Genomic DNA, 15,662 nt, shown 5'->3' with positions numbered 1-15,662 from the left:
ATCCTGAATGACCTCTAATGACGATTTAATACGATAGAAGAAGAACGAATCATGCTTATTATTCACAATCGACTGATACCTTTTAAGAAATACGATGCCATCAATCTTTTTGGCTTGTTGTTTTGCCGAAAAGGGACAACGATTACTGCCGACTTGATACAGCATGAGCGTATTCACACCCGACAGATGATAGAAATGGGGTTTATCTTCTTCTATTTGTTCTACGTCATCGAATGGTTGATTCGCATCCCGATGCAAGGGCGTGCCTATCTAAACATCTCTTTTGAACGTGAAGCTTATCAACACATGGACGACCCCAATTATCTGACTCGTCGAAAGCCCTATGCTTGGGTGAAATACTTGCGCCGAAAGCCTCAAAACGACATCAACTAATCGATGTATTTTGGTGAAGCTCCATACTTATTTGTCTCTGGTTTTGAATCGTAACAAAACCAAACGATGAGCAAAATACCACCAACAATAGGTATCAACACCCATAAATAGTTCCAGCCACTCTTGTTAATATCGTGCAAACGACGTACAGCGACAGCCAAACCAGGAATAAGCAAACCTAATGCAACGAGGATATAAAGAGGTCCATAACCAATGTCTGTGAACGTTAAGCCAAGTGCCAAGTGCAAAGTCTAAAATATAGGCAACCATGCCTGCCAATGTACCAAACAATGCAAAATACCAATATTCAGATCGACGTGCACGACCCGTAAAGGTAGCATACTTGTTGAACACTTGTTTGATTGCTTCACCAAAGGATAAGGTTGGCGTAGCCTGTGGAGTTGTGTTTGTTTCCATAATCTATTGAGTTTTAATGATGCTGTAAAAGTAACAATTTATAATGATATTTGCAATTTTTAATGTTCTTTTTTTTTACTCTTATCCACAAAAAACACGCCCCATCTTTCTACAAAAGAAGAGATAGAGCGTGTTGAACTTTACGTTAAATGGTAAGAGACTGTTCGGATGTCCTTATTAAGAAGTCTTTCGTTTCTCACACCTTATATTCTACAAAGGCTTCCATCGCCTCGTAGCAAGCCAAACCTAAACTGTCATAAAGTGCTGCCGTGGCATGGTTGCGGTCTTCAGAACGCTGCCAGAACAATCGTTCATCGTTGCCCAAGAACGGTGCACTTTCCATTTGACTCTGGTGTTTGAGGATGCTATTGCGTTTAGCACGCAACTCTTCAGGACTCATAGGAACACACATCTCTATGTTTTCGATTTCCCATTCTGCCCAAGCTCCACGATACATCCACACACGACAATCTTTGAGCCACTCTGCACCAGCTTCTTTTTCCAAATCGAGAGCAGCCAATACAGCATCTGTACACTTTCTATGAGTACCGTGAGGATCTGCCAAATCACCAGCGACATAAATCTGATGTGGCTTCACTTGCGTAATCAAATCACGTACAATCTGCACATCCTTCTCTGTCATAGGCAACTTTTCTATCTTACCCGATTCGTAGAATGGCAAGTCCAAGAAGTGAACATGATCCAAAGGAACCCCATTATACGTGTTGGCAGTGCGGGCTTCTCCACGACGAATCAATCCCTTGATGGTTCGTACGTCTAACGTATCAATATCACCTTCCTTCTTTTTCGACAAGAACTCCTTGATTTCCTTGTACTTATTCTTGATAACTTCATCTTTTTCAGAGCCAAACAACTGGTTGAATCCATTGATGAAGTGCATGAAACGTGTCACCTCTTCGTCGCCTACAGCAATGTTACCACTCGTCTCATAAGCCACATGTACATCGTGTCCCTGCTGAACTAAACGTCGCAAAGTGCCTCCCATGGAGATAACATCATCGTCAGGGTGCGGTGAAAAGACAATTACTCGTTTGGGGAACGGTTTCGCACGTTCGGGACGATAAGTGTCGTCTGCATTCGGTTTGCCACCTGGCCATCCTGTAATGGTATGTTGCAAATCGTTAAAAATCTTGATATTGGCATTGTATGCCGAACCATAGAGCGCCAACAATTCGCTCAATCCGTGGTCATTGTAATCCTTATTGGTGAGCTTCAGGATAGGTTTCTTCGTTAATTGACACAACCATACCAAGGCTGAACGCACCAACTTATCCGTCCAATGACACGACTTTACCAACCATGGATGCACAATGCGTGTGAGTCTGCTGGCAGCAGACAGGTCGATGACCACATGAACATTATTATGTGTTTGCAGAAAAGAAGCTGGAATGGTATCCGTTATGTTCTCCTCAACCGCCTTTTGAATCATCTCTGCCTTTTCTTCACCCCATGCTACCAAGAATATCTTTTTGGCTTTCAATATTGTAGCGATACCCATGGTGATAGAACAAGGTGGAACTGACTCGTTATTACCAAAGCTCAATGCCATTTCTTGACGTGATACCTCGTCTACCAAGATGATGCGTGAGGTAGATGTCAACGTAGAACCTGGCTCGTTAGTAGCGATATTGCCCGAACGTCCAATGCCTAAGAGCATGATGTCGATGCCTCCAAAGGTTTGTATGCGCTCTTCGAAAAGGCGACAATGGCTCTGTACATCCTCCTGCGAGATGCTCCCATCGAGACTAAAGACATTCTTTGGGTCGATATCGACATGGTTTAAGAAGCGATCTCCTAACTGCTTCATACAACTGTTTTGCGTATCTGCAGTAATGGGGAAATATTCATACGCATTGAATACTATCACATTATGAAAGCTTACCTTATCGGTTTGATGGCGATGAATAAGCTCATTATAGATAGGTGTGAGCGACAATCCCGTTCCCAAGCCAAGCACACAAAACTTGCCTTCAGCTTGTTTTTCCTTCACAGTCTTTATAATTTCATCTGCTATGTGACTGGCTCCCTCCTCTATTTTTGGAAAGATATCTGTTTCAATCTTCTCATAGCGTGTCAACTCAGATCGGTCAATGGCAGTTGCAGGCCGATACAACTCAACGGGTACTTTGTTGAGTACAATCTCAGAACTTAGATTTAGTTTCATAGATCTGTTATTAAAAAAGAGGCTTGTCACGAAGCGAAATCGTACAAGCCCTCGGTTAATTAAATATTGTTTTTCTCTATATCCTTAAAGTAGCGGTACGTTCCCACACGCAATTCGTCGGTAGCAGGCTCGTCACACACAATAATGCCGTGAGGATGTTGCTGCAACACACTAATCGTCCAGTAGTGGGTAACAGGACCTTCAACTACAGCTTGCAAAGCGCGAGCCTTGTGGTGGCCATTACAGAGTATCATGACTTCTTTCGCATCCATCACGGTCCCCACACCTACTGTCAGCGCATGTTTAGGCACCTTGTTGATGTCGTTATCAAAGAACCTACTGTTGGCAATAATAGTGTCACTGGTGAGGGTCTTGATACGAGTACGCGATGTAAGTGAAGAGCATGGTTCATTGAATGCAATGTGTCCATCTGGACCAATTCCTCCAATAAACAAATCGATGCCACCCGCTGCAGCAATCTTTTCTTCGTAGGCTTTGCATTCAGCTTCCAAGTCTTCTGCGTTTCCGTTGAGAATATGGATATTCTCTTTCGGGCAATCGATATGATCAAACAGATTGCGTGCCATAAACGAGTGATAGCTTTCCGGATGCGATTCGGGCAAACCAACATACTCGTCCATATTAAAGGTGATGACGTGTTTGAACGACACTCTTCCCTCCTTGTTGGCTTTAACTAACCGTGCATACATTCCCTCTGGCGAAGAGCCTGTGGGAAGTCCTAACACAAAAGGACGCTCAGCGGTAGGATTGAACGCACGAATGCGCTCAATAACGTGCTCTGCTGCCCAGTTTGACAGCGCTTCATAATTTTCTTCAATAATAAGTCTCATGTTCTTAATATTTCGTTGAATGATTATTTTTTATTCCAAAGATGCTTGGCATATTCGTAGTTATACAAGTCGTAGAACTTCGTCAAACGAGTTAAACGGTTCTTAAACTCAGGGAAGTCCTTCTTATGTTCCGACCATTGTATTTCTGCAATGGCTGCCATGCGTGGCAACACTTGATATTCTGCCAACTTTGGATAAGGAATATACTCCGTCCAAAGATTACATTGTACACCAATGATATGCTCACGTGCCTCAGCTGGTAAATCGTTGGGCAATGGCTCATAGCTGTATGTCTTTTCAATAGGCAGGTTTCCGCCAATGAGTAATGGTTCGTTAAAAGTCTTATCGGTCTGGTAATAATCGAAATAAGCATAAGTAGTAGGCGACATCACGACATCGTGACCTGCCATGGCTGCCTTTACACCGGGCTCTACCCCACGCCAACTCATCACAGTAGCACTTTGATTGATATCTCCATCTAAGATTTCATCCCAGCCTATGAGGCGACGACCTTTGCTATTGATGAATTTTTCAATGCGATTAGTGAAATAACCTTGCAACTTCTTAGCTGTCAAACCTTGTGCTTGCATGACACGTTGGCACTTTGGACATTTTTCCCAACGCACATGAGGAGCTTCGTCACCACCTATATTGATATATTTCGAGGGGAATATATCCATCAACTCGGCTAAAACATCTTCACAGAACTGGTAAGTTTTCTCGTTGCCCAAACACAAAACGTCTTCAAACACGCCCCATGTTTTTGCCACTTCGTAAGGACCACCCGTGCATCCCAACTCTGGATAAGCTGCCATAGCAGCAAGCATGTGGCCAGGCATATCTATCTCGGGAATCACAGTAATGTAACGGTCGGCAGCATATTTCACGATTTCGCGCGCCTGTTCTTGTGTGTAATAACCGCCATAAGGCACTCCGTCGCACACGCTTGAATTGCGTCCCACTACTGTTTCTTTGCGTATAGAGCCTATCTTGGTAAGTTCGGGATATTTCTTGATTTCAATGCGCCAACCCTGATCTTCGGTTAAATGCCAGTGAAACACGTTCATGTTGTGCAAAGCCAACAAGTCAATATATTTTTTAACGAAGTCGATAGAGAAGAAATGGCGACCGCAGTCCAACATTCCACCACGATAGCCAAAACGAGGAGCATCCTTGATAACAACTGCTGGCAACATCACTTCCGTTAGGTTATTTGCAACCGGGAGCGACTTGCGCAAAGTTTGCAGTCCATAGAACACACCACGTGCCGTCTTTCCAGCCACCGTCACTCCTTGAGGTGTAACGGACAGCACATATCCTTCATCGTTTTTAATTTTAGAATCTATGGTTAAAGAAATCGCTTGTTTGGTTTTCTTCGTCACACAATTGAGTTGCAAGCCCGTCGTCTCACGAATATACTCCGACAAGTACTGGGCATTGCGCTGCAAATCCATGTCTCCTGCAGGACTGTAAATACAGGTGGAAGCCGATAGAACAAAGGGCTTCTTCGTAGTGAGTGACAACTCTTTGGGCATGGGAACAATCTGATAGTCTGCCACATTCTGAGCAGAAGCGGAAAAGAAAGACATCATACCACACACCAATAGTAAGGTAATCATTTTTGTTTTCATGTTTATATCGTATTAAATGAATGACAAAGATACAACTTTATTCTGATAAAACACCTTTGTTGAGGTGCTCAATTTCCACAATCATTTCGCATTTTTAGTTTTTTTAGTATTCATCTGCAAAAATGGTGTTCAACTGCACAGGATGATAATAGATGCTGAATTTTCTTTACAAAGTGCCTCTCATAACTCGCGTCGTAACAACAAACGTCAAAGTTGGTCGCAAATATGCGAAATTTGAGCAATGTTCATAATTCGTTGTTACTCAAAATGTTATGTTTACATATTGTCTTTTCATTCCTTTTTTAACCACTTCTTGGCGACTGAAGCATTGAGATAAGCCTGCTATTTGCATGCTTTAATGCTCTTAGGTCATGCAAATAACCCCTCTAAAGCGTGTTTACAAGCCTGTTAAGTCGTTGTTTTAGCTTCAAGAGACGTTTGTTTTTTGAAAATCAGCTCATTTTTGTATATGGCTTGCCTATTAATTTTTTCTATTTTGAAGATTTTCAAGAGCCGTTTTTTGGTAAAATAATAGTACAAAAGCAACAGATGCCTTGACCAAGATGGAATGGCAATCAATCTTGAAAAGAAAAAAGAGTGTTTTATTTTGTGCTTTTGGGGCTTTATTGTACCTTTGCATGAAATCACATTATATATAAATGAAAGAATTTGTTATTTCCGAAGCCAAATCAGAAACAGCGGTATTGGTAGGTATCGTCACGCAAGAACAAAACGAGGCTAAAACCAACGAGTACCTCGACGAATTGGAGTTCTTAGCAGATACCGCAGGGGCAGAAACCGTGAAGCGTTTCACTCAAAAGGCAGGCGGACCTAATGCTGTGACTTATGTAGGCAAAGGAAAATTGGAAGAAATCAAACAATATATTGACGAAGAAGCAGAAAACGAGCGCCCTGTGGGCATGGTTATTTTTGATGATGAACTATCCGCCAAGCAGATAAGGAACATCGAAAAAGCGTTGGATGTGAAAATCTTAGACCGCACATCGCTCATCCTCGACATCTTTGCCATGCGCGCCCAGACAGCCAATGCCAAAACACAAGTGGAGTTGGCGCAATATCGCTACATGCTCCCTCGCTTGCAACGGTTGTGGACTCACTTGGAACGACAAGGCGGAGGGTCAGGCTCTGGCGGCGGAAAGGGTTCTGTGGGACTTCGTGGACCTGGTGAGACGCAGTTAGAAATGGACCGACGAATCATCCTACAACGCATCACTCTCTTAAAACAACGACTGGAACAGATTGACAAACAAAAGACGACGCAGCGCAAAAACCGTGGGCGCATGATACGAGTCGCATTGGTGGGCTACACCAACGTAGGAAAATCAACGCTCATGAACCTGCTTTCCAAAAGCGAAGTGTTTGCAGAAAACAAGCTATTTGCAACACTCGACACCACTGTTCGTAAAGTAGTGGTTGAAAATCTGCCTTTCCTTTTAGCTGATACCGTTGGATTTATACGGAAATTACCCACTGATTTGGTCGATTCTTTTAAGTCTACCTTGGACGAAGTGCGAGAAGCAGACTTGCTGCTGCATGTAGTTGACATCTCTCATCCCGACTTTGAAGAGCAAATTCATGTCGTTGAAAACACGCTGAAAGAGTTAGGATGTGCAGAAAAGCCCTCTATGATTATCTTTAACAAAATAGATAATTACACTTGGGTACCTAAAGATGCGGACGACTTGACACCTTCCACCGCAGAGAATATCACCCTCGATGAACTCAAACAAACATGGATGGCACGGCTCAACGACCAGTGTCTCTTCATTTCTGCCAAGAAAAAGTTGAACATAGACGAATTCAAAGAGGTGTTGTATCAACAAGTTCGCCGGCTCCATGTACAAAAATATCCCTACAATGATTTTTTATATCCCATAGAAGAATAACGTTCAACTCTCTATGCAGCGGCTCAATGCTCCACCTTTTATTATGAAGAGAATCAACTATAAAATATGTAACCAATGCCTCCCTTTGCTCTTTCAGAGCGTCAACCCCCTGCAACTCTCTACCCAGGGCGCTGCCCTGGGCTAAGTTCCTACTGGACCTTCGGTCCGCATCGTAGCCGTAAAAACAATCAGAGAAGGACGATAAACTGAATGAAGTAAAGAAGGACATATAGCAAGCAACTCACCACAGAATATGTAACAATTCAACAAAAGAGCGATGTCTCTAAATAATATAAAAAAAGAGAAATACAAATAAGCTAATGAAGTGGAGAAAAATCTTGCACGGAAAATAGAACTAAGTTCCAAAGAGAACATTGCTTGGGCTATGTTTTCGGCAAACTATGACAAATAACTTGCGCTCATAGAGGCAAAAGGGACTAAGAAAATAAGGATGGAAACAATATGGCACAATCATTATGTAAAATATATATACATTTGATTTTTCATATCAAAAGCGATAGCCCTTGTATTCGTGAAAATGATTTGAGTCGTATTCATGAATATTTAGCAAAACTCGTGGATTTAGCAACAAACTGCAAAGTCTTGAGTGTTGGAGGTATTTCCAATCATATACACATTTTATTCACACTTTCCAATATAGAAAGTGTTGCACATGTAGTTGAAGAAATTAAGAGAAAAAGTAGCAAATGGATAAAAACTATAGACGTTCATTATCAGAAATTTTCATGGCAACATGGATATGCAGCATTTTCAGTGAGTCAATCACAAATTGACAAGACTATACATTATATTAAAAACCAACATCAGCATCATCAAAAATTATCATTCGCAGATGAATATAAACATTTCTTAGAAGCATATCATATCCAGTATGACCAACAATATATATTTTCAGATTGACCCCCTACCGCTCTTTCTGTGTAAGTACATATCTTACGGTCTGCACATTGATGATAGATAAATAAACAGGAATAAGTGGACGAATGAAAAAGGAAAGGAGTAACAACATTCAATTGATGATAGATAAGTAAACAGGTATAAGCGGACGATGTAGACAAATAGCTTGCGCAGAGACGGGGCGAAGCCCCAAAAGGAATACAGCCCAGGGCAACGCCCTGGGGCAACAAGGAAATGTAACTTGCGCTCTGAAAGAGCAAAAGGAACCAAGATAATAAAATAAATAATGTATGAAAGAATACCGTAAACTGACAGAAGAGGAGATTCGCATCCTCGAGGAAAGAAGTTGTTGGGCAGAGGAATGGGCGAACATTCACGTAGCCGAAGGGTTCAAGCCCAATTACATGCATCGTGTGATGCTGTATGGAGAAGTTTACATTGGTGCTTTCGACGACACCATTGAAGTGAGTAGAGACTTTTTCAAACATTCGGGCATCAACAACGCAACGCTGCGAAACGTGACCATCGGTGACAACAGTCTGGTAGAAAACATTGGCAACTACATCAACAACTATACCATTGGTGACCGATGCTACATCTCGAACGTCTGTACGCTCGAAACCTCAGAGGGGGCTACCTATGGAGAAGGCAACTTAGTGTCTGTATTGAACGAGGTGGGCGACGGCAATGTGGTGCTGTTCAGAGACCTCAACAGTCAGCTCGCTGCATTCATGGTGCAACATTTCCACGACAAACCGCTCAAAGAGGCGATAAGAAGACTCATCAAAGAGGAGATAAATCTACACGCTCCCGAACAGGGATGGATTGGCAACAACGTGAAAATTGTCAATACGAAAGAGATTTCGAATACCGTTATCTTTGACGAATGCGAAATCAATGGAGCCTCCAGACTGAGCGATTGTACCATTCTAAGCTCGAACAATGCCAGTGTTTATATCGGCACGGGAGTGATTTGTGAAAACTCTATCATCTCTTATGGCTCATCCATTATCAATAGTGTGAAGATGCAAGACTGCTTTGTGGGCGAAGCCTGTCAGATAAGTAATGGGTTTACTGCATCAGCGAGTGTGTTTTTCGCCAACAGTTATATGTCCAATGGTGAAGCCTGCGCCGCCTTCTGTGGCCCGTTCACAGCCAGTCACCATAAGAGTAGTTTGCTCATTGGTGGCATGTTTTCGTTTTACAATGCAGGCTCTGCCACGAACTTCAGCAATCATGCCTACAAAATGGGACCAATGCACTATGGTACTTTACAACGAGGATGCAAGACAGCCAGCGGTGCTTACCTGCTAATGCCAGCCAACATTGGCACGTTCTCGGTATGTTTTGGCAAGCTGATGTACCACCCCGACACCAGTTGTCTACCTTTTTCTTATCTCAAAGCTTATAGTGACATCATGTATCTCTCACCAGGACGGAATATCACCACGGTGGGTTTGTATCGTGATATCAGGAAATGGCCCAAACGAGACCTAAGACCACAAGGCACACTGAAAAGTATTGTCAACTTTGACTGGCTTTCTCCTTACTCTGTAGGTGAGATAATAGAAGGAAAGAAAATATTGGAAAAGCTGCAAGATGCCTCTGGCAATGAAGTAGCACTGTACAACTACTATAACTATGTCATCAAATCCAATTCGCTACAAAAAGGTATTGAGAATTATGACATGGCACTTCGCATCTATATGGGTGCCGTATTGAAGCGCGTGCGAAAGCGAGATGCCAACCTAACTCCACCCTCCAGCACTGTGGGAACAGGACAATGGACGGACTTATCGGGATTACTTCTGCCCGTTTCTGAAGAAGAACGCCTGATTGAGGATATCAAAAACGGCAACTTAGAGTCTATTCAAGACGTGCTACAACGCTTTGAGGATATCAACGAACATTATCGAGATTACCAATGGGCATGGACTTATCAACTCATTTTGGACTATTATCATTTGAACACCATTACCCCGCAAGACGCCGATCGCATTCGAGAAGACTACATCCAAGCACGTCGTACTTGGATTGCTGCCATTCGGAAAGATGCTGAAAAAGAGTTTGCCATGGGCGATGTTGAGCAAAATGTCTTGGATGATTTCTTAAACAAACTCGATCATGAAGTGGATTATGAAGAGTAAGTATCACTAAAAACTTAAAAACTTCATCACTCACAAACTTAAAAACTCAACAACTCAATAAACTCAACTCAAGAACTCAAGAACTTCAACTCAATAACTCAAGAACTTCAACTCAATAACTCAAAAACTTAAAAACTCAATAACTCACCCAATGAAAATAGCAAAATTCACGCTCAGTTTGGCTTTGTTGCTCATTACAAGCATTGCATCAGCCAAGTCGTACAACTACAAAACGGTGGCTGGCGACCCCATGAAAACCCGTATTTACACCCTCGATAATGGACTGAAAGTTTACCTGAGTGTCAACAAAGAGAAACCACGCATTCAAACTTACATTGCGGTAAAGACAGGAAGTAAAAACGATCCTGCCGAAACCACAGGCTTGGCGCATTACTTAGAGCATCTCATGTTCAAGGGAACAAAGCAGTTTGGCACTACCAATGCCGAAAAAGAAGCCCCCTATCTCCAAGAGATTACCGAGCGATACGAGCAATATCGCTTGCTCACCGACCCCACCGAGCGTAAGAAAGCTTATCATGAAATAGACAGTGTGTCACAATTAGCTGCTGCTTATAACATTCCTAACGAGTACGACAAACTTATGGCATCGATTGGTTCGGAGGGTACTAATGCTTTTACGAGCAACGACATCACCTGCTATGTTGAGAACATTCCTGCCAACGAAGTAGAGAATTGGGCAAAGATACAAGCCGACCGCTTTCAAAATATGGTGATTAGAGGCTTCCATACCGAACTGGAAGCAGTGTACGAGGAGTATAATATCGGCTTAGCTAACGATAGTGAAAAGGAATGGAATGCACTCAATGCCAAGCTGTTTCCAACACATCCCTATGGCACACAGACCACGATTGGCACACAAGGACATCTAAAAAATCCCTCGATTGTAAACATTCAAAACTATTTCAAACGCTACTATGTACCCAATAACATTGCCATCTGTATGGCAGGTGACTTGAATCCCGACGAGGTGATGACCGTTTTGGAGCGCTATTTCAGCACATGGAAGAAGAGCGAGACACTGTCTTACCCCACTTTTGCACCCCAACCGTCTTTGCAAGCCAGCGTAGATACAACAGTTGTAGGCTTAGAAGCCGAGAATGTACTCATGGCATGGAAGTTCGATGGTGCCGCATCACTGCAAAATGACACCCTCACTTTGGTGGATAAAATATTGAGCAATGGACACGCAGGACTGTTAGACCTGAACCTCAATCAAAGCATGCAAGTGCTTGAAAGTGGTACTTTTATCAATCCTCTCGCTGACTATAGCTCCTTTTGCATCATAGGAATGCCGAAAGAAGGGCAAACCTTGGACGAAGTGAAGCACTTGTTGTTGTCGGAGGTTGATAAGTTAAAGCAGGGAGCGTTTGCCGATGACCTGCTGCTCTCTATCCTCAACAACTACAAACGCGAATATTATCAATCGTTACAATCCAACCGTTCGCGCGTTTCGATGTTCACCGATGCCTTCATCAATGGGCAAAAATGGGAAGATGTAGTGAACAAACTCAACCGATTGACAAAGATTTCTAAGCAAGATATTATTGCTTTTGCCAACAGACATTTCAAAGATAACTTTGTATGTGTGTACAAGAAGCAAGGCGAAGACACCACGCAAAAGAAAATAGACAAGCCACAAATCACGCCTATCCCAAGCAATCGCAACGAGAGTAGTGCCTTCTTAAATAACATACGAAATACACATACCACTCCCATTCAACCGCAGTTCCTCGACTTCAAACGCGACCTCACCTTCACGAAGACGAAGAAGAAGTTACCTATTGTTTACAAACACAACAGTGAGGACGGTCTGTTCAACCTTGCATTGACATGGGATTTCGGCACAACAGCAAACAAAGAGTACGACGAGGCGTGCAACTATATCGAATATTTAGGCACATCGAAGAAGTCGGCAAAAGACTTCAAGCGCGAATTATACAAGTTGGCATGTAGTCTCTACATATCAGCAAAGCCACGTAACATCACCATTAAACTATCTGGATTGGATGAAAATATGCCGAAAGCGCTCCAACTTCTCAACGAACTGATGACCGATGCCCAACCCGACACAGCGGCATACAAACAGTATGTTGCGTTAGTATTGAAAGCAAGACAGGACAACAAACAAGATCAAAAGAAAAACTTCAATGCCTTAATCAACTACGTGAAGTTCGGACCTTATAACGATGTCCGCAATATCGTTAGCGAAAAGGAACTGAAAGCATTGCAACCACAACATTTGGTCGATTTGTTTCAATCGCTTCGGAAGTACGAACACACCGCCCTTTATTACGGTCCAACAAGCGTGCAGCAGCTATCCAACGACCTCGACAAGTTGTATCATCATGCCAAAAAGAAGTGGCCAACTCCACAAAATAAAGAGTATCAAGAGCGTACTACCCCACAGAACCAAGTATTTATAGCCCCATACAAGGCTAAAAACATCTATATGTTGATGTATCATAACGAAAACAAGCCCTTCGATGAGAAACTGTTAGCAGTGGGAGCACTATTTAACGAATACTTTGGAGGAGGCATGAACACCGTTGTCTTCCAAGAGTTACGCGAGGCAAGAGGCTTGGCTTATAGCGCATCGGCATATTATAACAATAGTCCACTGAAAGGACATCCCGAATATGCCCAAACCTATATCATCTCTCAAAACGATAAAATGATGGATTGCATCAAGGTGTTCAACAACATCTTAGACACCATTCCACAAAGTCAGGCAGCCTTTGAAATTGCAAAACAAGGACTTACAAAGCAATTGGCAAGCCGCAGAATCACTCGGAGCGGTGTGCTCGAAGCTTATCATAGTGCCAAGGAAAAAGGCATTGATTATGATGTGGCAGAAAAGATTTACCACGCTTTGCCTGCCATCACCTTGCAAGACATTGTTGATTTCGAAGTAAAACACATGGCACACAAGCCATACCATTATATTATTTTGGGAGATGAGAAGAATTTGAATATCAACGCACTGCAAAAGATAGGCAACATCAAGCATCTTACTACCGAGGAAATCTTTGGTTACTAAACAAACATCACAGCATAAACAATAACAAATAACTCTATAAAACATAACAACAAAACATTATGGCAAAAACACCTGATTTCAAGTATGCGCCCATGTTTCAGATGGGCAAGGATGACACAGAGTACTATTTATTGACCAACGATGGCGTATCGGTGGGCGAATTTGAGGGCAAACCCATTCTAAAGGTAACCCCAGAAGCTTTAACCATGCTCACCCAACAAGCCTTTCACAATGTGAGTTTCATGTTGCGCCGCGCTCACAACGAACAAGTAGCGAAGATTTTAACTGACCCTGAGGCTTCGGACAACGACAAGTATGTGGCACTCTCCTTCTTGCGCAATGCAGAAGTATCATCAAAAGGCAAACTGCCACTTTGCCAAGACACGGGTACGGCTATTGTACACGGTGAAAAGGGACAACAGGTATGGACGGGCTTTTGCGATGAAGAAGCCATCTCTCGTGGCGTTTACAACACCTACACACAAGACAACCTGCGCTACTCACAGAATGCACCCCTCAATATGTACGACGAGGTGAACACCAGATGCAACCTTCCTGCACAGATTGACTTAGAGGCAACCGAGGGAATGGAATACAAATTCTTGTTTGTCACCAAGGGAGGCGGCTCTGCCAACAAGACCTATCTGTACCAAATGACCAAAGCCATTATCCAAAACCCTGGCACCTTGGTTCCTTTCTTGGTAGAGAAAATGAAATCATTGGGTACAGCTGCTTGTCCTCCTTACCACATTGCATTCGTCATTGGAGGCACCTCGGCAGAGAAAAACCTGCTCACCGTGAAGTTAGCGTCTACTCATTATTATGACAACCTACCCACCTCTGGGGATGAGACAGGACGTGCTTTCCGCGATGTAGCATTAGAGAAGGAACTTTTAGAAGAAGCACACAAGATTGGACTGGGTGCTCAGTTTGGTGGTAAATACATGGCTCACGACATTCGGGTGGTACGCTTGCCACGCCATGGAGCATCGTGTCCCATCGGAATGGGCGTCAGCTGTTCGGCAGACCGCAACATCAAAGCCAAGATTAACAAAGAGGGTTTGTGGATAGAGAAGTTGGACGAAAATCCCGGTTCGCTCATTCCAGAGGAATTACGTCAAGCTGGTGAAGGCGATGTAGTGAAAATCAACCTCGATCAACCCATGGCAGACATCTGCAAAGAGCTGTCGCAATATCCCGTATCTACACGTGTGAGTCTCAACGGTACTATCATCGTGGCACGCGACATCGCACATGCCAAGCTCAAAGCACGTCTCGATGCAGGCGAAGAGTTGCCCGAATACTTCAAGAACCACCCTATTCTCTATGCTGGTCCTGCCAAGACTCCAGAGGGAATGCCTTGTGGCAGTATGGGTCCTACTACCGCAAACCGCATGGACCCCTATGTAGACGAGTTCCAAGATCATGGTGGTTCGATGGTAATGATTGCCAAAGGCAACCGCACACAAGTGGTGACCGATGCTTGTCAAAAGCACGGAGGTTTCTATTTGGGTAGCATTGGCGGTCCTGCTGCTGTGCTGTCGATGAATTCTATTAAGAGCATTGAGTGCGTGGAATATCCCGAACTCGGCATGGAAGCCATTTGGAAAATCGACGTTGTCGACTTCCCTGCTTTCATCTTAGTAGACGATAAGGGAAATGATTTCTTCAAACAACTGAAACCTTGGACGCCCTGCTGCAACAAGTAGTACATATAGAGCAACACAAGAAGTAAGTCTATTGCCACGGTTAGGATTCATTTAGCATCTATACTTGGCAGTCAATCATCGCCAGTTTCTGCAAGAGACTGGCGATTTCTTTTCTTCTCCGCCTCGTCTCGCACCTTTGGTTCGTACTTTGAAGATTCATATTTTTACATCGAAAAACATCCGCTGCACAGGTCGCTTTCACTTAAAATAATCGTTTATTGTCAGAAACAATCATGTTCTTTTGTTTCAACAACAAATCAAACAAATGACACAAATCTGACGGCTGGAATCAATGAACGCAGGCGTTCACCGAATAAAGCGAATTTAGCAAGCAAACACAACATGTTAATGTCAATAGATTTGTTTCATTCGCAGAACGCTTGCGTTCATTGTCTTGTTTAGTTGATTGGTTTCATTCGTTTCATTCGTTGTTGAAAAACATTGCC

General features: G+C 43.1%; 11 protein-coding genes. 6 read left to right on the top strand and 5 right to left on the bottom strand.

The genetic code is table 11. The features are described from left to right. The first annotated feature begins 51 nt into the window (after window positions 1-51). Window positions 52-393 carry a hypothetical protein gene (locus DEM91_RS00325; protein WP_249857423.1) on the top strand — a complete coding sequence of 114 codons (342 nt, stop codon included), beginning with the start codon at window positions 52-54 and terminating at the stop codon, window positions 391-393. On the opposite strand, the gene DEM91_RS12550 is transcribed toward DEM91_RS00325, so the two are convergent. From DEM91_RS12550 to DEM91_RS00305, 5 genes are all read right to left on the bottom strand, one after another. Further along, window positions 390-554, bottom strand: a complete 165-nt coding sequence (locus DEM91_RS12550; RefSeq protein WP_275975229.1) for a DUF805 domain-containing protein — start codon at window positions 552-554, stop codon at window positions 390-392. The two genes, DEM91_RS00325 and DEM91_RS12550, sit on opposite strands and share 4 nt — an antisense overlap. Beyond that, on the bottom strand, window positions 520-810 hold the full coding sequence (locus DEM91_RS00320; RefSeq protein ID WP_249857422.1) for a DUF805 domain-containing protein: 291 nt from the start codon (window positions 808-810) through the stop codon (window positions 520-522). Before DEM91_RS00320 ends, DEM91_RS12550 begins: the two co-directional genes overlap by 35 nt. Window positions 811-1,006: 196 nt before the next feature. Next, entirely contained in the window at window positions 1,007-2,995 is a 1,989-nt protein-coding gene (locus DEM91_RS00315; protein WP_249857421.1) for a glucosamine-6-phosphate deaminase, read from the bottom strand. A 59-nt stretch (window positions 2,996-3,054) separates the two neighbouring features. Next, window positions 3,055-3,846, bottom strand: a complete 792-nt coding sequence (gene nagB, locus DEM91_RS00310) for a glucosamine-6-phosphate deaminase (protein WP_249857420.1) — start codon at window positions 3,844-3,846, stop codon at window positions 3,055-3,057. A 23-nt stretch (window positions 3,847-3,869) separates the two neighbouring features. Further along, window positions 3,870-5,477 carry a beta-N-acetylhexosaminidase gene (locus DEM91_RS00305; RefSeq protein ID WP_249857419.1) on the bottom strand — a complete coding sequence of 536 codons (1,608 nt, stop codon included), beginning with the start codon at window positions 5,475-5,477 and terminating at the stop codon, window positions 3,870-3,872. Between the two features lie 659 nt (window positions 5,478-6,136). Between DEM91_RS00305 and hflX the strand changes: the two genes are divergently transcribed. From hflX to DEM91_RS00280, 5 genes are all read left to right on the top strand, one after another. Next, window positions 6,137-7,384 (top strand): GTPase HflX, encoded by a 1,248-nt coding sequence (gene hflX / locus DEM91_RS00300; protein ID WP_008123148.1) that lies wholly within the window; start codon window positions 6,137-6,139, stop codon window positions 7,382-7,384. Between the two features lie 462 nt (window positions 7,385-7,846). Then, window positions 7,847-8,305: a transposase gene (locus DEM91_RS00295; RefSeq protein WP_249857418.1), complete on the top strand. Its 459-nt coding sequence runs from the start codon at window positions 7,847-7,849 to the stop codon at window positions 8,303-8,305. Window positions 8,306-8,592: 287 nt separating this feature from the next. Next, window positions 8,593-10,449, top strand: coding sequence for a DUF4954 family protein (locus DEM91_RS00290; protein WP_249857417.1), 1,857 nt, complete (start codon window positions 8,593-8,595; stop codon window positions 10,447-10,449). A 151-nt stretch (window positions 10,450-10,600) separates the two neighbouring features. Next, a complete protein-coding gene (locus tag DEM91_RS00285; protein WP_249857416.1) occupies window positions 10,601-13,507 on the top strand; it encodes a M16 family metallopeptidase in 2,907 nt (968 codons plus the stop codon). 59 nt (window positions 13,508-13,566) lie between these two features. Then, window positions 13,567-15,216 (top strand): fumarate hydratase, encoded by a 1,650-nt coding sequence (locus DEM91_RS00280; protein WP_249857415.1) that lies wholly within the window; start codon window positions 13,567-13,569, stop codon window positions 15,214-15,216. Window positions 15,217-15,662: the final 446 nt, after the last annotated feature.

The organism is Prevotella sp. TCVGH (assembly GCF_023522295.1).
Lineage (GTDB): Bacteria > Bacteroidota > Bacteroidia > Bacteroidales > Bacteroidaceae > Prevotella > Prevotella timonensis.
The sequence above is the reverse complement of the archived record's forward strand: the minus strand, read 5'-3'. Positions and strand labels throughout refer to the sequence as shown.

Coding starts and splice junctions, on each gene's coding strand:
- DEM91_RS00325 (WP_249857423.1), top strand. CDS start 52: ATGCTTATTATTCACAATCGACTGATACCTTTTAAGAAATACGATGCC.
- DEM91_RS00320 (WP_249857422.1), bottom strand. CDS start 810: ATGGAAACAAACACAACTCCACAGGCTACGCCAACCTTATCCTTTGGT.
- DEM91_RS00315 (WP_249857421.1), bottom strand. CDS start 2,995: ATGAAACTAAATCTAAGTTCTGAGATTGTACTCAACAAAGTACCCGTT.
- nagB (WP_249857420.1), bottom strand. CDS start 3,846: ATGAGACTTATTATTGAAGAAAATTATGAAGCGCTGTCAAACTGGGCA.
- DEM91_RS00305 (WP_249857419.1), bottom strand. CDS start 5,477: ATGAAAACAAAAATGATTACCTTACTATTGGTGTGTGGTATGATGTCT.
- hflX (WP_008123148.1), top strand. CDS start 6,137: ATGAAAGAATTTGTTATTTCCGAAGCCAAATCAGAAACAGCGGTATTG.
- DEM91_RS00295 (WP_249857418.1), top strand. CDS start 7,847: ATGGCACAATCATTATGTAAAATATATATACATTTGATTTTTCATATC.
- DEM91_RS00290 (WP_249857417.1), top strand. CDS start 8,593: ATGAAAGAATACCGTAAACTGACAGAAGAGGAGATTCGCATCCTCGAG.
- DEM91_RS00285 (WP_249857416.1), top strand. CDS start 10,601: ATGAAAATAGCAAAATTCACGCTCAGTTTGGCTTTGTTGCTCATTACA.
- DEM91_RS00280 (WP_249857415.1), top strand. CDS start 13,567: ATGGCAAAAACACCTGATTTCAAGTATGCGCCCATGTTTCAGATGGGC.